Origin of the sequence: Streptomyces sp. GD-15H (assembly GCF_045291515.1) — a bacterium.
GTDB lineage: Bacteria > Actinomycetota > Actinomycetes > Streptomycetales > Streptomycetaceae > Streptomyces.
In genome coordinates this window covers 5,094,635-5,112,682 of sequence record NZ_CP149447.1, presented here as the reverse complement: position 1 = coordinate 5,112,682, position 18,048 = coordinate 5,094,635, and the positions used below count along the sequence as shown (strand labels likewise).

The 18,048-nt window shown below is 72.1% G+C and carries 16 protein-coding genes and 2 pseudogenes; 10 read left to right on the top strand and 8 right to left on the bottom strand.

Translation table 11 applies throughout. From position 1 onward, the window contains the following. Positions 1–35: 35 nt before the first annotated feature. The 6 genes and pseudogenes from WJ438_RS24350 to mscL all read left to right on the top strand — a co-directional run bounded on the left by WJ438_RS24350 (position 36) and on the right by mscL (position 5,940). Positions 36–1,565 (top strand): potassium/proton antiporter, encoded by a 1,530-nt coding sequence (locus tag WJ438_RS24350; protein WP_406727131.1) that lies wholly within the window; start codon positions 36–38, stop codon positions 1,563–1,565. 364 nt (positions 1,566–1,929) lie between these two features. Further along, entirely contained in the window at positions 1,930–3,216 is a 1,287-nt protein-coding gene (locus tag WJ438_RS24345; protein WP_406727130.1) for an MFS transporter, read from the top strand. A gap of 68 nt (positions 3,217–3,284) precedes the next feature. Then, positions 3,285–3,611 (top strand): FmdB family zinc ribbon protein, encoded by a 327-nt coding sequence (locus WJ438_RS24340; RefSeq protein ID WP_406727129.1) that lies wholly within the window; start codon positions 3,285–3,287, stop codon positions 3,609–3,611. A gap of 97 nt (positions 3,612–3,708) precedes the next feature. Then, positions 3,709–4,547, top strand: a pseudogene (locus WJ438_RS24335) (S-methyl-5'-thioadenosine phosphorylase). A gap of 253 nt (positions 4,548–4,800) precedes the next feature. After that, complete coding sequence (locus WJ438_RS24330) at positions 4,801–5,331, top strand: RcpC/CpaB family pilus assembly protein (protein ID WP_406727128.1); 531 nt, start codon at positions 4,801–4,803, stop codon at positions 5,329–5,331. Between the two features lie 138 nt (positions 5,332–5,469). Further along, entirely contained in the window at positions 5,470–5,940 is a 471-nt protein-coding gene (gene mscL / locus WJ438_RS24325) for a large conductance mechanosensitive channel protein MscL (protein WP_406727127.1), read from the top strand. Between the two features lie 20 nt (positions 5,941–5,960). Here mscL and WJ438_RS24320 read toward each other — a convergent pair whose 3' ends face one another. Next, entirely contained in the window at positions 5,961–6,137 is a 177-nt protein-coding gene (locus tag WJ438_RS24320; RefSeq protein WP_406727126.1) for a hypothetical protein, read from the bottom strand. 79 nt (positions 6,138–6,216) lie between these two features. Here WJ438_RS24320 and WJ438_RS24315 point away from each other — a divergent pair, with 79 nt between their 5' ends. Both WJ438_RS24315 and WJ438_RS24310 read left to right on the top strand, forming a co-directional pair. After that, positions 6,217–7,278, top strand: a complete 1,062-nt coding sequence (locus WJ438_RS24315) for a P1 family peptidase (protein ID WP_406727125.1) — start codon at positions 6,217–6,219, stop codon at positions 7,276–7,278. A gap of 302 nt (positions 7,279–7,580) precedes the next feature. Further along, entirely contained in the window at positions 7,581–8,336 is a 756-nt protein-coding gene (locus WJ438_RS24310; RefSeq protein WP_406727124.1) for a DUF6227 family protein, read from the top strand. A 31-nt stretch (positions 8,337–8,367) separates the two neighbouring features. Here the strand turns inward: WJ438_RS24310 and WJ438_RS24305 are convergent, their stop codons facing one another. The 4 genes from WJ438_RS24305 to WJ438_RS24290 all read right to left on the bottom strand — a co-directional run bounded on the left by WJ438_RS24305 (position 8,368) and on the right by WJ438_RS24290 (position 12,938). Then, positions 8,368–8,721: a hypothetical protein gene (locus WJ438_RS24305; RefSeq protein WP_406727123.1), complete on the bottom strand. Its 354-nt coding sequence runs from the start codon at positions 8,719–8,721 to the stop codon at positions 8,368–8,370. 171 nt (positions 8,722–8,892) lie between these two features. After that, positions 8,893–11,055 carry a fructose-specific PTS transporter subunit EIIC gene (locus WJ438_RS24300; protein WP_406727122.1) on the bottom strand — a complete coding sequence of 721 codons (2,163 nt, stop codon included), beginning with the start codon at positions 11,053–11,055 and terminating at the stop codon, positions 8,893–8,895. Between the two features lie 178 nt (positions 11,056–11,233). Next, on the bottom strand, positions 11,234–12,184 hold the full coding sequence (locus tag WJ438_RS24295; protein WP_406727121.1) for a 1-phosphofructokinase: 951 nt from the start codon (positions 12,182–12,184) through the stop codon (positions 11,234–11,236). Continuing rightward, the gene (locus WJ438_RS24290) at positions 12,177–12,938 is read right to left on the bottom strand and encodes a DeoR/GlpR family DNA-binding transcription regulator (protein WP_406727120.1); all 762 of its coding nucleotides are present in this window, start codon (positions 12,936–12,938) and stop codon (positions 12,177–12,179) included. Before WJ438_RS24290 ends, WJ438_RS24295 begins: the two co-directional genes overlap by 8 nt. 240 nt (positions 12,939–13,178) lie before the next feature. Here WJ438_RS24290 and WJ438_RS24285 point away from each other — a divergent pair, with 240 nt between their 5' ends. Next, positions 13,179–14,147, top strand: coding sequence for a helix-turn-helix transcriptional regulator (locus WJ438_RS24285; protein WP_406727119.1), 969 nt, complete (start codon positions 13,179–13,181; stop codon positions 14,145–14,147). Between the two features lie 133 nt (positions 14,148–14,280). Here the strand turns inward: WJ438_RS24285 and WJ438_RS24280 are convergent, their stop codons facing one another. Next, the gene (locus tag WJ438_RS24280; RefSeq protein WP_406727118.1) at positions 14,281–15,030 is read right to left on the bottom strand and encodes a TetR/AcrR family transcriptional regulator; all 750 of its coding nucleotides are present in this window, start codon (positions 15,028–15,030) and stop codon (positions 14,281–14,283) included. Positions 15,031–15,407: 377 nt separating this feature from the next. After that, positions 15,408–16,406, bottom strand: a complete 999-nt coding sequence (locus tag WJ438_RS24275) for an RNA polymerase sigma factor RpoD/SigA (protein WP_406727117.1) — start codon at positions 16,404–16,406, stop codon at positions 15,408–15,410. 204 nt (positions 16,407–16,610) lie between these two features. On the opposite strand from WJ438_RS24275, the pseudogene WJ438_RS24270 reads away from it, so the two are divergent. Next, positions 16,611–17,154: pseudogene (locus WJ438_RS24270) on the top strand (N-acetyltransferase family protein); the annotation flags it as partial. 61 nt (positions 17,155–17,215) lie between these two features. Here WJ438_RS24270 and WJ438_RS24265 read toward each other — a convergent pair. Beyond that, complete coding sequence (locus WJ438_RS24265) at positions 17,216–18,001, bottom strand: dioxygenase (RefSeq protein WP_406727116.1); 786 nt, start codon at positions 17,999–18,001, stop codon at positions 17,216–17,218. Positions 18,002–18,048 lie beyond the last annotated feature (47 nt).

The following is an 18,048-nucleotide window of genomic DNA, read 5'->3' as shown; positions in this document are numbered from 1 at the left end:
CCCGCGCCCCGCAGGTGAGGTCGGGCGCACGGCGCGTGAGCCAGGGAAGGGGACGGCTGCTGACAGTCCACCACCTCAACCAGCTGCTGCTCGTCTGCTCACTGGTCCTGCTCGTCGCCGTCGCAGCGGTCCGGATCTCCTCGCGCAGCGGGCTCCCCAGCCTGCTCGTCTATCTCGGCATCGGCGTCGCCATGGGCCAGGACGGCATCGGCGGCATCCAGTTCGACAACGCCGGGCTGACGCAGGTCATCGGGTACGCGGCCCTGGTCGTGATCCTCGCCGAGGGCGGTCTGGGCACCAAGTGGACGGAGATCAGACCCGTCCTGCCCGCCTCCGCCGCACTCGCGACCGTCGGCGTCGCGGTGAGCGTCGGGGTCACCGCGACGGCTGCGCACTTCCTGATCGGGCTGGAGTGGCGGCAGGCGCTCATCGTCGGTGCGGTGGTGTCCTCGACCGACGCGGCGGCCGTCTTCTCCGTACTGCGGCGCATCCCGCTCCCCACGCGCGTGACGGGCACCCTGGAGGCCGAGTCCGGCTTCAACGACGCCCCGGTGGTCATCCTGGTGCTCGCCTTCTCCACGGCCGACCCGATCGAGCACTGGTACGCCCTGCTCGGCACGATCACCCTGGAGCTGGCCATCGGCGCGGTCATCGGACTCGCGGTGGGCTGGCTGGGCGCCTGGGGGCTCAGACATGTGGCACTGCCCGCCTCCGGCCTCTACCCGATCGCCGTCATGGCCATCGCCGTCACCGCCTACGCGGCGGGCGCCATGGCCCACGGCAGCGGCTTCCTCGCCGTCTACCTCGCCTCGATGGTGCTGGGCAACGCCAAGCTGCCGCACTGGCCCGCCACCCGGGGATTCGCGGAGGGGCTCGGCTGGATCGCCCAGATCGGCATGTTCGTCCTGCTCGGTCTGCTGGTCTCCCCGCACGAGCTGGGCGACGACATCGTGCCCGCGCTGGTCATCGGGCTGGCGCTGACCGTGGTGGCCCGCCCGCTGAGCGTCGTGCTGTGCCTGCTGCCGTTCCGGGTGCCCTGGCAGGAGCAGACGCTGATGTCGTGGGCGGGACTGCGCGGCGCCGTGCCCGTCATCCTGGCGACGATTCCGATGGTGGAGGGCGTCGAGGGCAGCCGGAAGCTCTTCAACATCGTCTTCGTCCTGGTCGTCGTCTACACCCTCGTCCAGGGGCCGACGCTGCCGTGGCTGGCCCGCAAGCTGCGCCTCGACACGGGCGCGGAGGCCGCCGACCTGGGCATCGAGTCGGCGCCCCTGGAGCGGCTGCGCGGGCATCTGCTGTCGGTCGGCATCCCGGAGGAATCGAAGATGCACGGCGTGGAGGTCGGCGAACTCCGGCTGCCGAAAGGGGCGGCCGTCACACTCGTCGTCCGCGAAGGCACCTCGTTCGTCCCCCTGCCGACGACGGTGCTGCGGCACGGGGACGAACTCCTCGTCGTCGCCACCGACCCGGTCCGGGACGCCACCGAACGCCGCCTGCGCGCGGTGGGCCAGGGCGGCAAACTGGCCGGCTGGCTGGGGACGGACGGCGGGGAGCCGGAGCACTGACGCATCCCCCGCCGGGGGCGCTGCCGACGCCCTCCGCCGGATGCGCTGACACCGCTCCCCTCGCCGGGCCGGGTCCCGGTCATTCACAGGGTCACGGTCCCGCAGTGCTCGGTTTCACAGGCACACAAGCCCTTGCCACCTGTGGATATCTGCCCGCGTCAAGGCGATGCCTGTAACATGCAAGGAGCACTCAGATCGAACCAACTCTGCCTGACGCAGAGCTGGCGCGACCGTATGGCGGCCGGTACGCCCTGAGCTGTGGCACCGGCATCTACCGCAGTCAGCGCAAGAGGACAGCTCTCGGCGCGCCCGAAACCCGACCGTCAAGGGCCGCGCGCCACCAGGCGGCAGAAAGGCACGGGCCGTGGCATCCACGGTCACCACGTCGAAGGACTCTGCGGCCACCTCCCGCCCGGGATACGGCCGACTGCTGCGCACCCGCGGCGCCTGGACGTTCCTGCTCCCCGGTTTCGCGGCACGCCAGCCGTTCGCGATGCTCACCCTCTCCCTCGTGCTGCTGGTGCAGCACACCACCGGTTCGTACGGCGCGGCCGGCGCCGTCGCGGCGGTCACCGGCGTGGCCATGGCCCTGTTCGCGCCCTTCAGCGGCCGGCTCGCCGACCGCTACGGGCAGCGCGCCGTACTTGTCCCCGGCGTCCTGCTGCACGCCCTGTCCGTGCTGGTCCTGACCGCGCTGGCGCTGACCGACGCCCCGCTGTGGGCGCTGTTCGCCGTGGCCTTGCCCACCGGCGCCTCGGTGCCCCAGATCGGGCCCATGGTGCGCGCCCGCTGGGGTGTGAAGCTCAAGGACTCCCGGCTGATGACCACCGCGGCGGCCTTCGAGTCCGTCACCGACGAGCTGACCTTCGTCGTCGGACCGCTGCTGGCCACCGCCCTGTGCACGGCCGTGGACCCGGCCGCGGGTCTGGTGACCGAGGCCGCGCTGACCCTGGGCGGCGGTCTGCTGTTCGCCGCGCAGAAGGGCACGCAGCCCGAGGTCGCCACCGGCGGGCACGCGCGCGTGAAGCACGTTTCCGCCCTGCGCGTCCCCGGGGTACGCGTCCTGGTCGTCACCTTCCTGGGCATCGGGTCCGTCTTCGGCGGCATGCAGGTGTCGCTGGCCGCGTACACCCAGTCGATCGGCGAACCCGGCCTGAACGGCGTCCTGTACGGCGTCTTCGCCGCGGGCAACATGCTCTCCGGCATCGCCTGCGGCGCCCTCGCCTGGAAGGTCGCCCCGCAGCGGCGCCTCGTCATCGGGTACGCGGCGCTCGCGGTGACCGCGTCCGCCCTGTGGGCCGCCCAGTCGTCGCTGCTCCTCGCGGGGCTCGGGCTCCTGGTCGGCATGTGCATCGCGCCCGCCCTGATCACCGGCTACACACTGGTCGACGACCTGGTCCCGGCGGGGGCCCGCACCGAGGCCTTCACCTGGCTGACCGGCGCGGTGGCGCTCGGCCAGGCGGCCGCGGTCACGGTCTCCGGCCAGTTCGAGGACCGCCTGTGGGACGGCGCCGGTTTCCTGGTGCCGATGGGCGGCACGGTGCTCGCCCTGGTGACCCTGCTGGCCCTGCGGTCGCGGCTGGTGCCGGCCCCGCGCGGACGCACCGTCGCACGTGGCGTGGGTCACCGCGAGCCCGTCACAGTGGACTGAGCGCGGGGAATACGGCACTATGAACCGTCGTTTAGCACTCATCGAGTGAGAGTGCCAGGAGGAAGACAGTGCCCACCTACCAGTACCAGTGCACCGAGTGCGGCGAGGGCCTCGAGGCGGTGCAGAAGTTCACCGACGACGCTCTTACCGAGTGCCCGAACTGCCAGGGTCGCCTGAAGAAGGTGTTCTCGGCGGTCGGCATTGTCTTCAAGGGCTCCGGCTTCTACCGCAACGACAGCCGCGGCTCCTCGTCGAGCGGTTCCCCGGCGGCGTCGAAGTCGTCCGACTCCTCGACGAGCTCGTCCTCGTCCTCGGACTCGTCGTCCTCGGGCTCGGGCTCGGGTTCGGGTTCGTCGTCCAAGTCCGGCAGCTCCACCAGCACCACCGCCGCGTAAGGCCGAGTTCCCGCGGACCCCGTCGTCGTCCGACGACGGGGTCCTCGGCGTTTTCAGGACGGTTTCCGGGGCGGTTAGGGTGCGGAGCATGGCGAACATGGCGCACAAGGCGAACGCCGAGATCGGCGTGATCGGCGGCTCCGGCTTCTACTCCTTCCTCGACGAGGTGACCGAGGTCCGGGTGGACACCCCGTACGGGGCGCCCAGCGACTCCCTCTTCCTCGGCGAGCTGGCCTGGCGGGTCGCCTTCCTCCCCCGGCACGGGCGCGGCCACCATCTGCCGCCGCACCGGATCAACTACCGGGCCAACCTGTGGGCACTCAGGTCGGTCGGCGCGCGCCAGGTCCTCGGGCCGTGTGCGGTGGGCGGGCTGCGACCCGAGTACGGGCCGGGGACGCTGTTGGTCCCGGACCAGCTCGTGGACCGTACGAAGTCCCGGGTCGGTACGTACTTCGACGGGCTGCCGCTGCCCGACGGCACGGTGCCGAACGTCGTGCACGTGTCGCTGGCCGACCCCTACTGCCCCGTCGGCCGGGCGGCCGCCCTGAAGTCGGCGCGCGGGCGGGACTGGGAGCCGGTGGACGGCGGCACGCTGGTCGTGGTCGAGGGGCCGCGCTTCTCCACCCGCGCCGAATCGTTGTGGCACCAGGCGCAGGGCTGGTCGGTGGTGGGCATGACCGGCCACCCCGAGGCGGTGCTCGCCCGTGAGCTGGAGCTCTGCTACACGTCCCTGACCCTGGTCACCGACCTCGACGCCGGCGCCGGGGCCGGTGAGGGCGTCTCGCACGACGAGGTGCTGCGGGTGTTCGCGGCGAACGTGGACCGCCTGCGGAACGTGCTCTTCGACGCGGTGGCGGCGCTGCCCGCCACGGAGGAGCGGGACTGCCTGTGCGGCTCGGCACTGGGGGGATGGATCCGGGGTTCGCGCTGCCGTAGGGCCGCACGTTCGGGTGAGGGAGCTTTCCACAAGGCGTGGGGTGTCCACAGGGTCCGGCGGAGAACGGCGGGAAGCCCCATCGTGGGGTGCGCAAGCCGATCCCTCACCGCAGGTGGTGGTCCCGTGTCGTTCCCTCCGTCCCCTCTCCGTGAGTCCTTCCGCGAGCCCTCCCGTGGGCCCTCTCGCCACTCCCCCGCCCTCTCCGCCGTTGTTCCGCACCCGCCCGGTGCCGGTGTCCCGCCCCGGTGCGAGGTGCCGCACTTCGCACCGGTGCGGGTGCGTGGCGGTCTGCTGCGGTCCGCTCGGCTCGTCCGGCACCGGAGGCGGGCCGCGGCGGTCGGCCTCGCCGTCACGGCGGTGGCGCTGGTGGCGGCGGGCCCACGGGAGACGGACCGGTCCCGCGGCCATCCCGACGGCGCTTCGCGCACGCGCGCGGCGTCGGCCGCGTCGACGGGCGGGTCCGCGGGAGACCGTGTCGTACGGACTCGGCGTGCGGGAGCGCGGGTCACGGCGCCGGTGCGGATCGCCGACGCCGCGACGGTACGGCTGCTGCGGCCGGGCGACCGGGTCGACGTCATCGCCGCCGAGGAGCGGGGGACCGGTGGCGAGGTGGGCGGTGAGGCCCGCGTGGTCGCGCGTGGGGCGCGGGTCACGGAGGTGCCGAAGCCGCTGGAGGCCACGGGCACGGGCGGGGCCCTGGTGGTGCTGTCGGTTCCGCGCGCCACCGCTGCTGAACTCGCGGGCGCGAGCGCCACGGCACGACTGGCGGTGACGCTGTGGTGAGGGATTCTTCGGCCATTCCCACCCTCTCCGTGCCAAGTGCCTCGTTCAAGGGACCCGACTGAACAGATCGGCGGTGCCCTGTCGTAGGTTGCGGAGCGTTTGATTGCCGGCGTCACGCGTACGAGAGGAAGCTCCTAGGTGAGCGAGAAGGACGGAACCAGCGTCTGGCAGGGCTTCAAGGCCTTTCTGATGCGCGGGAACGTCATCGATCTGGCAGTGGCCGTGGTCATCGGCGCGGCCTTCACCAACATCGTCAACGCGGTGGTGAAGGGTGTGATCAATCCGCTGGTCGGCGCCTTCGGCACCCAGAACCTGGACAGCTACAGCTCGTGCCTGAAGGGCCCCTGCACGGGCACCGGAGACGCCGCGACGGGCGTCAGGATCCTGTGGGGTTCGGTGCTCGGCGCGACACTCCAGTTCGTGATCACAGCCGCTGTCGTCTACTTCCTGATGGTGCTGCCGATGGCTCGGTACCTGGCTCGGGTCGAGGCCCGCAGGAAGGCGAAGGAAGGCATGCGGGAGGTCGTCGAGCTCTCCGAGCTGGAGGTGCTCAAGGAGATCCGCGACGAGCTGGTCGCACAGCGCGGCCCGGGCAACGGCGGGCGATAGCCGGCACGGTCACGCCCGGGTCAGATGTGGTGGGGCGGCTTCTCGTCGAGGAAGCGCTTCAGGTCCGACGCGCTGTCGCCGGACGGGCGGTCGCCCCACCCGCGGTCCGTGTCGTCCGAGGACTGCTGGTCCAGCGGATCGTCGAAGACCAGCGCGGGTTTCGGCTCGCGCGGCCGGGGTTCGGGGACGGTGCTCATACCCCCAGAGTACGACCTCGCCGATGCCCTCCTCCGTCGGTGACCGCGCGGGAGGAGGGCCCTGCACGAGACTGGCGCCATGACAGTTGACGCGCTCACAGACGTGGCCGGCGTACGCGTGGGACACGCGACCCGCACCGGCGACGGCCTGCTCACCGGCACCACGGTCGTGCTCGCGCCCGAGGGCGGGGCCGTGGCCGCCGTGGACGTACGCGGCGGTGGCCCCGGCACGAAGGAGACCGACGCGCTCGATCCCCGCAACCTCGTGCAGAAGGTCGAGGCGGTCGTCCTGACCGGCGGCAGTGCCTACGGACTCGACGCGGCCTCCGGGGTGATGGCCTGGCTGGAGGAACGGGGCCGCGGGGTCCGCGTCGGACCGGACCCCGCGCACGTGGTGCCGGTGGTGCCGGCCGCCTGCGTCTTCGACCTGGGCCGGGGCGGCGACTTCCGGGCCCGTCCGGACGCGGCCACCGGGCGTGCCGCGGTCGAGGCGGCAGCGGCGACCGCACCGGGAGCGCGGGTGCCGGAGGGATGCGTGGGCGCCGGCACGGGGGCCGTGGTCGGAGCGGTGAAGGGCGGGATCGGCACCGCGAGCAGGGTGCTGGACTCGGGGATCACGGTGGCCGCGCTGGTGGTGGCCAACGCGGCCGGTTCGGCGATGGATCCGGAAACAGGGGTGCTGTACGGGGAGTTGTTCCAGGGTGGCCGGGTCCGCCATCCGGCCGCGGAGGTGCACGAGGCGGCGCTCCGGCGGCTCGCCGACATCGCGGAGCGGAACGGCCCGCCGCCGCTCAACACCACACTCGCGGTGGTCGCCACCGACGCGGACCTGTCCAAGGCCCAGGCGCAGAAGCTGGCCGGTACTACGCACGACGGCATCGCGCGGGCGGTGCGGCCGGTGCATCTGCTCAACGACGGGGACACCGTGTTCGCCCTCGCCACGGGCACCCACCCGCTCGACGCCGCGAACCCCCTCGCCCTGAACGAGATCCTCGCGGCCGGCGCCGACTTGGTGACGCGCGCGATCGTACGGGCCGTGCGCGCGGCCGCGTCGGTGGACGGGCCGGGCGGAGTCTGGCCGTCGTACCGGGAGTTGTACGGCGAGGCGGACAACGCGTCGGGCGGCGAGGCGGACGGGTAGGAGTGCGGGGAAGCCTGGCGGGCAGGAGCGTGGGGAGTCGGCGGGAAAACCGGCGCCGACCGGTGGGCGGAGAGCGGTGACCGCTGAGCGGAGTCCGGGTCGAACGGCCGACGGCCCGGCGACTCTTCCCGGGGGTGGCGACTGAGCAGGAGATATGAGGGGCCGCCGGGGCCGAGTGGGAATTTCTCACGCCTCTCGTTCGTTTTCCCGCCGCACCTTTTCTCAGTTCCCGGACACGAGGTCCGGCCGAGAGGCTACGGTATGCACCCACAAGGTGACATGCAGCGACGCCGGGAGAAGCCTTGAGCGTTCCGTACGAGACGGCAGCGTACGAACCAGCCGACTCGCCCGAGTCTCCTGAGGAGCACCTCGCGCGACTGCTCGGCCGTGCCCTGAACTCCTTCGAACTGCCCGACGATGCGGTACAACGGCTCGACTGCGCGCTGGCGCACGACAGTTCGCTGCACTCCGCGCATCACAGCGCCGGCCTGCACCGGGAGACGTACCGGCACACCTGGCTGCTCGCCGACGGCTCGGCGCTCACGCTCTGGGAGCTCGTCCACAACGCCGCCCCGGGCAGCGAGCCCGAGCACGAGGTGTACGCGGACGAGGAGGAACTGCGTGTCGCGACCGCCCGGTTGCCCCTGCCGCCGGAGACTCCGGACTTCGGGCTGCCGGTGGTGGTGCAGCTGTCCCGGATCCCCACGCCCCGGCCCGTCTACGTCCCCGACGGTTCGGCGGACCACGCGCGCCGCTTACTGCGCCGGGCGGAGAACACGGACCGTCCGGGCCCCGGGACGGCCGCGCTGCTGACCACGGCGTTCGCCCACCAGATCACCCAGGCCTTCGGCCGCCCGTTCCGCACGGGGCGCCCGGGGCGTTCAGGACTGAGCTTCTCGCTGTACGAGCACGCGTTCCTGCTTCGTGACGGCGTGGAGATGTCCCTCTGGGAAGTGGAACACACGGCCACGCCCGACGGACGGCACATGTGCGAGGTGTACGTCACCGAGGACGCCGCCCGGAACGCGATGGAGCGCCGCGCGGCGCAGGTTTCCTGACCTCGGGCCCCGGCCTTCCTCCCCACCCGGTTCAGCGGTCGCCCGGAGCGCCGCCGGCCAGGCGCCGCACCAGCACGGCGAACGCCTCGCGCTCCGCCGGCGTGAGCCGCACCTCCTCCGCTCGCGGCCCCGTCCGCCGCTGACGCGGAATCGCGCGAAGCGCCTGGAGCGCCTGCCCCGCCGGGACCGCGTACCCCGGCCCCGGCCCCGGCCCGGACCGCAGCCCCAGTTCTGGCCCCGGTCCCTGCCGGGGGCGGATGTCCTCGCCCTGCTCGCGTCCGCGTTCGCGCCGCAGGACACCGGCCAGGCCCACAGTGCAGGCCACGGCCACCACGGTGAGGACGGCGGCGCCCGCCACCCTCAAGATCGAGTCGTGCTCAGGCATGCGTCCCAGTACACACCACGGTCCGGGACTTTGGTCCCGGACCGTGGTAAACGTGATCTATATCGCAGCTGCCACAAACATCTGCGAATAACTTGGAGCGACCTTTATGCACCTAGGTGCCGCCTATCCTCACCTAAAGGGGCAATCCATCGCCCGTCCCCGGCTGCCGCGTCACGCGGCCACCGGCTGCTTCGCCTCGGCCGCCGAGGCCGCCGAGCCCTTGCCCGCACTCGCGCCGTCCGCTCCCGGAGCCGACTTGCGCAGGCCCTTCAGGACGATCACCAGAGCGGCCGTGACGAAGACGCCCGCCGCGATGGCGGCCAGGTAGAGGAACGGGTTGCCGATCAGCGGGACCACGAAGATACCGCCGTGGGGTGCGCGCAGGGTGGCGCCGAAGGCCATCGACAGGGCACCGGTGACCGCGCCGCCCACCATCGAGGCGGGGATCACGCGCAGCGGGTCGGCCGCCGCGAACGGGATCGCGCCCTCCGAGATGAAGGAGGCACCCAGGACCCAGGCGGCCTTGCCGTTCTCCCGTTCGGTCCGGTTGAAGAGCTTGCCGCGGACCGTGGTGGCCAGGGCCATCGCCAGCGGCGGAACCATACCGGCCGCCATCACCGCAGCCATGATCTTCATCGCGGAGTCGCTGGGGCTCGCGACCGCGATACCGGCCGTGGCGAAGGTGTACGCGACCTTGTTGACGGGGCCGCCGAGGTCGAAGCACATCATCAGGCCGAGCAGGGTGCCGAGCAGGATGGCGTTGGTGCCGGTGAGGCCGTTCAGCCAGTCGGTCATGGCCTGCTGCGCCTCGGCGATCGGCTTTCCGATCACCACGAACATCAGGAAGCCGACCACCGCCGAGGAGATCAGCGGGATCACCACCACCGGCATGATGCCGCGCAGTGCCGCCGGGATGCGCACCCGCTGGATCGCCAGCACGACCGCACCGGCGATCAGACCGGACGCGAGGCCGCCGAGGAAGCCGGCGTTGATGGTGAGGGAGATCGCACCACCGACGAAGCCGGGCACGAGTCCGGGCCGGTCGGCCATGCCGTAGGCGATGTAACCGGCCAGGACCGGAACGAGGAAGCCGAAGGCGACGCCGCCGATCTGGAAGAGCAGGGCGCCCCAGCTGTCGGCCTGGGTCCACACGAAGTGTTCCATCACCGACGGCGCCTCGTTGATCTCATAGCCGCCGATCGCGAAGCCGAGGGCGATGAGGAGACCGCCCGCCGCGACGAACGGGACCATGTAACTGACGCCGGACATGAGCCACTTGCGCAGCTTGGTGCCGTAGCCCTCGCCGGGTTCACCGGCGCGGTCCACGGGCGTACCGGTGGAGGGCGCGGCCGCGGTGACCTCCCCGCGCTCGGCCTTCGCACGGACCTCGTCGATCAGCTGGGCAGGGCGGTTGATGCCCGCCTTGACGCCGGTGTCGACGGTCGGCTTGCCCGCGAAGCGCTCCTTCTCCCGGACGGGCACGTCGTGGGCGAAGATCACACCGTCCGCCGCCGCGATCACGGCCGGGTCGAGCCGCTCGAATCCCGCCGAGCCCTGGGGCTCGGCGGCGATCTCGACGCCCGCCTCCCGGCCTGCGCTCTCCAGCGCCTCGGCCGCCATGTACGTGTGGGCGATACCGGTGGGGCAGGAGGTGACGGCGACGATCCGGAAGGGACGCGCGCCCTCGCCCTCACCGGACGTTCCCACCGCGTCGGTGGTGCCCGTGGCTTCGGTGGTGCCCGTGGCTTCGGTGGTGCCCGTGGCGGCGTCGGTGGAGGCCGCCACCGGCGCCGCCACGGAGTCTGCGGAGGCCGGGGCGTCCGCGGGACCGGTGGAGCTGTCGGAGCTGTCGGCCGCGTTCGCCGCGGGTCCCGGCTCGTCGGCCGTCGGCCGCTCGTCCCCGCGGACGAGCGCCGCCGCGCTCTCCGCGTCGCCGACCGACCGGAGCGCGTCGGTGAACTCGGCGTTCATCAGCTTCCGGGCCAGCGACGAGAGGATCGTCAGATGGGCGTCGTCCGCACCCGCCGGCGCGGCGATCAGGAAGATCAGGTCGGCAGGCCCGTCCGCGGCACCGAAGTCGATCCCGGCGGCGCTGCGCCCGAAGGCCAGCGTCGGCTCGGTGACATGCTCGCTGCGGCAGTGCGGGATGCCGATGCCGCCGTCGAGGCCGGTCGGCATCTGGGCCTCGCGGGCGGCCACGTCGGCGAGGAAACCCTCCAGGGCGGTCACCCGGCCGAGGGTCACCATCCGCTCGGCGAGGGCTCGCGCCGCCGCTTCCTTGGTGTCGGCGGACAGGTCGAGGTCGACCAGGTCCGCGGTGATCATCTCGCTCATCGCGGGCTCCTTCGCACGCGTATCGCCCGTGACGGGGGGAGGGCGAAAGGGGTAACGGGGACGGTGATGCGGTGGGGGTCGGTGGTGCTGTGGGGGACCACGCCAGGGCCGGTGCTCGAGGCGGCAGAGGCGGTGTGCGCGGTACAGGCAGTACGCGCGGCGCGGGCGACAGGGACGTTCATGACGTCGGCTCCTTCAGTACGCGGTCCACCGGCACCGTTGCCGTGATCGTCACCGCGGCCGGGTTCAGGTCGCCCGGCGTGGGCATCACGCTGCCGGGTGTCTGGACGGCCGCCGCTCCGTGGGCGAGCGCCGAGGCGAGCGCCTCCGGTCCGTGCCCGCCGGCGATGAGGAAGCCGGCGAGCGAGGAGTCACCCGCGCCCACGTTGCTGCGGACGACGTCCACCCGGGCGGTGCCGAACCAGGCGCCGTTCTCGTCGACGAGCACCTGCCCGTCGGCGCCCAGGCTGGCGAGCACGGCGCGGGCGCCCCTCTCGCGCAGCTCCTCTGCCGCCTTCACCGCGTCGCCGACGGTGGCCAGGGGGCGGCCGACGGCCTCGGCGAGTTCCTCGGCGTTCGGTTTCACCACGTCGGGCCGCTCGCGCAGCGCCGCGGCCAGCGCGGGCCCGGAGGTGTCCAGGGCGATGCGCACTCCGGAGGCGTGCGTCCGCGCGACCAGCTCGGCGTACCAGGAGGGCTCCAGGCCGCGCGGAAGGCTGCCGCAGCAAGCGATCCAGTCGGCGCCCCGCGACTGCAGGCGGACCGTCTCCAGGAGCGACTCCTGTTCGTCCGCCGTCAGTTCCGGACCGGGCGCGTTGATCTTCGTCAGGACGCCGTCCGCCTCGGCGAGCGCGATGTTGGAGCGGGTGGCACCGGCCACCGGAACCGGTGCGACCTCGATGCCCTGCGCGTCCAGCAGTTCGGCGATCAGGGCGCCCGGCGCGCCGCCCAAGGGCAGCACGGCCACGGTGCGCCGCTGGCCGCGGCGACGGCGCGGGAGACGTTGACTCCCTTGCCCCCCGGGTCCACGCGTTCGCCGGTGGCCCGGATGACCTCGCCGCGGTCCAGCGCGGGGACCTCGTACGTACGGTCCAGGGACGGGTTGGGGGTGACGGTGAGGATCATGCACGCACTACTTCCGTGCCGCCGCGCTCGATCGCGAGGGCGTCTTCGGGGCTCAGCCCGCTGTCGGTGATCAGCAGGTCCACGTCGGTCATGCCGCCGAAGCGGGCGAAGTGCTCCTGGCCGTGCTTGGAGGAGTCGGCGAGCAGCACCACGCGACGGGCGGCCGCCATCGCCGCGCGCTTCACCGCGGCCTCGGCGAGGTCGGGGGTGGTCAGACCGTGTTCGACGGAGTAGCCGTTGGCCGCGACGAACAGCACGTCCGCGCGGATCTCGCCGTACGCACGCAGCGCCCAGGCGTCCACGGCGGCACGCGTACGGTGCCGCACGCGGCCGCCGACCAGATGCAGCTGGATGCCGGGGTGGTCGGCGAGGCGGGCCGCGATGGGCAGACTGTGGGTGACGACGGTGAGCGAGAGGTCCATCGGCAGGGCGCCGGCGACCAACGCCACCGTCGAACCGGCGTCGACGATCACCGTGCCCTCGTTCGGGAGTTCCGCGAGGGCGGTCTTGGCGATGCGGTTCTTCTCGTCGGCGGCGGTCGTCTCACGCTCGGCGAGGTCCGGCTCGAAGTCGAGGCGCCCGGCGGGGATGGCCCCACCGTGCACCCTGCGGACCAGGCCCGCGCGATCGAGGGACTTCAGGTCCCGGCGGATCGTCTCCGCCGTCACCTGGAAACGCTCGGCCAGCGAGACCACATCCACCCGGCCGCCCTCACGGGCGAGCCGCAGGATCTCCTGCTGACGCTCCGCTGCGTACATGCCCACTCACCTCCGACCATGCCCGAATGCGTGGTTTCCCTTCGAAGGCTACGCCGAGATGTCCGAAAAGTAAACAGTAATGGGCCCAAGCGGGCATGAACAGATTTCTGTTTGTGTCCGTTCTCTGATTGCGGCACGGGTGTGGATCACCGAGACAGGTCAGGTCGTGTCCTGGTTCTGCGGCAGGCTCGCACCCATGACGACGGCGGACACGTACACCCACGCGAGGGAGACGACCCGATGACGACGGACACCCCCGCCCGGCTCCTCCAGCTCCTCTCCCTCCTCCAGACGCCCCGCGAATGGCCCGGCGGCGAACTCGCCGACCGTCTCGGGGTGTCCCGCCGCACGATCCACCGGGACATCGACCGGCTGCGCGACATCGGCTGTCCGGTGCAGGCGACGCTGGGCTCGGACGGCGGCTACCGGCTGGTCGCGGGCAAGGCGATGCCCCCGCTGGTGCTCGACGACGAGGAGGCGGTGGCCATCGCGGTCGGACTGCGTGCCGGCGCCGGGCAAGCCCTCGAAGGCGTAAAGGAGGCCTCCGTACGGGCGCTGATCAAGCTGGAACAGGTGCTGCCCAGCAGGCTGCGCCACCGGGTCACCACGCTCCAGGCCGCCACCACCCCGCTGATCAGCGGGGACGGTCCGACCATCGCACCCGAGACGCTGACCGTCATGGCCGCCACGGTGGCCGGGCGCGAACGGCTGCGGTTCGCCTACCGGGCGGCCGACGGCACCGAGCCCCGGCGCATGACGGAGCCGTACCGGCTGGTGCCGACCGGGCGGCGCTGGTACCTCGTGGCGTACGACCTCGACCGCGCCGACTGGCGCACGTTCCGCGTCGACCGGGTGAGCGAGCCCTTCGCGACCGGGGCGAGGTGCACGCCGCGTGAGCTGCCGACCGGGAGCGCGGCGGAGTACCTGCGGCAGTCCATGCACCGTGCGCAGGAGTCGTACGACCTCGTCGTCACCTTCGCCGCACCGGCCGAGGACGTCGCGGCACGGCTGCCGGGCCGGCTGGGCACACCCGAGCCGCTGGACGAGCGAAGCTGCCGGCTGCGCACGGCGGTGGGCGACCCCGAGGACTGGATGGCGGTACGCCTGGCCATGCTCGGCTACGACTTCACGGTGCAGGAACCCGCGGAACTGGTGGAGAGCGTACGGAGATTGGGGGCGCGGATGACGAGGGCCGCGGCAGAGCGGTGAAGGGAGGGCCGCGGGGGCAGGACGTGCAGACTTCACGGGTGGTCGCGGCCCGACCGGCGCCGTCAGGCCCGACCGGCGCCGTCAGGCCCGACCGGCGCCGTCAGACCTGACCGGCGCCGTCAGGGCATAGCCGTCAGGACCGCGCCGTCAGGTCGTCCCAGGGGAAGTCTCGTAGCACCGCGAGGTTGGCCAGGGCCAGTTCGGCCGGCCCTCGCGGGCCCTCGGCGGGGGCGTCTCCCGCCGCCCAGCCCTCCGTCGCCGTGCGTACGGCGGCACTGGCGACGGCGGCGGCGAAGCGCAGTCGCGTCTCCACGGCAACGTTGTCGTACGGAAGTTGGCCTTCTGTCACCTCGCCCTCCCCCGACCCGCCATCCAGCAGCCGCGACGCCAGCGCCTCCGCCAGCGCACGCTCCGACGTCTGGCACACCTCCGCCCACACCCGACGCAGGGACGGGTTGGCGTGTGCCAGTCGGATCAGGGTGCGCACCCACGCCCAGGAGGCCGCCGACACCCCGACACCCGGCGTCAGCGTGTGCCGCGCGGCGTCCTCCAGCGCTTGCGGCACGGATGTTCCGGGCGGCGCCGTCCGCACCGCCTCCACCCAGCGCTGGGCCCCGGCCTCGTAGAGGGGGGCGATGGCCTCTTCCTTGGCGGCGAAGTACCGGTAGAAGGTGCGCGGGGCGATGCCCGCCGCCTGGGCGATGTCCTCGGCACGGGTGGCCCGCAGGCCCTCGCGGACGAAGAGACCGGCGGCCGCACGGGCGATCTCCATACGGGTCTCGGCTTTGCGCCGCTCGGTCAGCGAGGCCCGCGGAGCCGGCGGGGTCTGCGACGCCGGGGACGCCGCGGGAGGCGTCGGAGGCATGGGGGTGGTGCTGCTCACGCCCAGCAGGCTATGCCCATGTGGCACAATCTGCCATCTGGCGGGCCACCCCGGGGTTCAGGTTCGGGGTGACCCGCTTTCCTGTCCGTCCGGTGGGTCCCCGTGGGGAGGGGAGAAAGCCGGGTTCGGCACCCGGGGGGAGGGCGCCGAACCCGGCTCGGGAAGTCCCGGCGCCGGGGGGGGGGTGGTGCGACGGGACGTGGCTCAGAAGGTCCAGGAGGCCGAGACCTCGAGAACCGAACTCCCGGGCTTTGCCTTCTTGTTCCCTGGGCCCAGGGGGTTGAAGCGGTATCACGGCGTCAGGTTTGCGCCGTCTTTCACCACCCGGCAATCACGGCGACGTCACAGCGGTTTCCTGTTCCGGCGCCGTACCGGCATTACGCCGCCGCGTCGAACCCGGTGTCGCGGGCCAGCTTCTTCAGTTCCAGCAGCGCGTGCTTCTCGATCTGGCGGATGCGCTCGCGGGTCAGGCCGTGCTGCTTGCCGACCTCGGTCAGCGTGCGCTCCCGGCCGTCCTCGATGCCGTACCGCATCTTGATGATGGAGGCCGTGCGCTGGTCGAGGCGGCCTATGAGGTCGTCCAGTTCCTCGCTGCGCAGCAGCGTCATCACCGACTGCTCCGGCGACACCGCCGACGTGTCCTCCAGCAGGTCACCGAACTGGGTCTCGCCCTCGTCGTCCACCGACATGTTCAGCGAGACCGGGTCGCGGGCCCAGTCGAGCACGTCCGTCACACGCTCCGGGGTGGAGCCGAGCTCGGCGGCGATCTCCGTGGGCTCGGGGTCCCGGCCGTGCTCGCGGTTGAACTCGCGCTGCACACGCCGGATCCGGCCCAGCTCCTCCACCAGGTGGACGGGCAGGCGGATGGTGCGGGACTGGTCGGCGATCGACCGCGTGATGGCCTGACGGATCCACCAGGTGGCGTAGGTGGAGAACTTGAAGCCCTTGCGGTAGTCGAACTTCTCGACCGCGCGCACCAGGCCGGCGTTGCCCTCCTGAATCAGGTCCAGCAGCGGCAGACCGCTGCGGGGGTAGCGGCGGGCGACCGCGACGACCAGACGCAGGTTGGATCGGATGAAGACGTCCTTGGCCCGCTCACTCGCGTCGTACAGCGCCTGGAGCTCCTCGGTGGTGGCCCCCACCGTGTTCTCCTCGGTGCCGTCGAGGATCTGCCGCGCGAACACACCCGCTTCGATGATCTGGGACAGCTCGACTTCCTTGGCGGCGTCGAGCAGCGGCGTGCGCGCGATCTCGTCGAGGTACATCCCGACCAGGTCGCGGTCGGCTATCTCGCCGTGATGGGCGCGAACACTGCTTGCCGAGTCGGCCGTCTCGCCGGAGGCGGACTTACGACGGGCGACGGCACGGGTTGCCATGCTTGCTCCCTTACGATGATGAGGTCAGCGGGTGGTTCCTGCGGATACTCGGCACGTACGGTCAGGTCTGCTTCTCGGTCTCATCGGACTCTGCTCGGGTGCCCGGCATCTGTGGGAAACAACGACTGGAATCCGGACAGAATTCCCAACCCTCCCCCGAATTTTCTGATCTTGCAGTACCCTGTCGGGCCACAGGGGGCACGGATGCCGTCGCCTTATGCAAATGCCCAGGTCAGGCCGGGGGCCGAGGATGATCTGACACCGCTCACGGAGCTGCGCGACCACTACGTGCGCGAGACGGCAATCACATTCGACACCGCGGTCCTCACTCAGGAGGAACGCCGCCCCTGGTTGCTCTCCCACTCCGTAGACGGCCCGTACCGTCCGATGGTTGCCACGGACTCGGCCGTCACCTCCGCGGAGGCGACGGCTTCGGGCCCCGGGCGGGTTCCGGGCTACGCCACCCCCAGCCCGTTCCGGGCGAAGCCCGCCTACGCGACGTCGGTGGAGACGACGGCCCACCTCGCCCGGGCGCCGGCCGCCGCGGGATCGGCACCCTGCTCCGCACGGCCCTGTTCGAGGCCCTGGCGGGCGAGGACCTGCACCGCGCCCACGCGGGCCTCGCCCGGCCGGGCGAGGCCTCCAGGCGATTGCACGAGCGCCTCGGCTTCCGGCGCACGGGCACGTAGCGAGGTGGGCCGCGAGTTCGGCCGCTGACGGGGACGTGGCCTGGTACGAGAAGGGGCTGCAGGGCCCGTCCGGTGCCGGGCGGCGGGCGCCAGGCGCTCCGGCCACCCGCCACGCAACCCTCAGCCGAACTGGACCGATCGCTTCGCCAGCCCCAGCCAGAACCCGTCGATCACCGACTTCTGCGTGTCCAGGTCGCCGGCGGCGTCCGCGGCGCCCATGGTCACGAAGAGCGGTGCGAAGTGCTCGGTGCGCGGGTGGGCGAGCATGCCCGCCGGGGACTTGCGGGTGAAGTCGAGCAGCCCGTCCACGTCACCGGCCTCCAGGGCCCGGTTCCCCCAGTCGTCGAACTCCGTCGACCACCTGGGGATGCCGCCCTGCCGCAGCGCGGCCAGGTTGTGGGTGAAGAACCCGGAACCGATGATCAGCACGCCCTCGTCACGCAGCGGCGCGAGCTTCCGCCCGATGTCCATGAGCTTCACCGGGTCCAGGGTCGGCATGGAGACCTGGAGCACCGGGATGTCGGCCCCGGGGAACATCTCGACCAGCGGGACGTAGGCGCCGTGGTCCAGTCCCCGGTCGGGAACGTCCTGCACGGGAGTGCCGGGGGCGCGCAGCAGCTTGCGTACGGATTCGGCGAGCGCGGGAGCGCCGGGGGCACCGTAGGTCACCTGGTAGTAGTGCTCGGGGAAGCCCCAGAAGTCATAGACGAGGGGGACCGTCTCGGTGGCGCCGAGGGCGAGCGGAGCCTCCTCCCAGTGGGCGGAGACGACGAGGATCGCCTTCGGGCGGGGCAGTTCGGCGGACCAGGCGGCCAGCTGACCGGGCCAGACGGGGTCGTCGGCCAGCGGCGGGGCGCCGTGGCTGAGGTACAGGGCGGGCATGCGTTCCTGAGTGGCGGCGGTCATGGCTGCGACTCCTTCCGGTGATCGGTGCAGATCCGTCATCAGCTGTC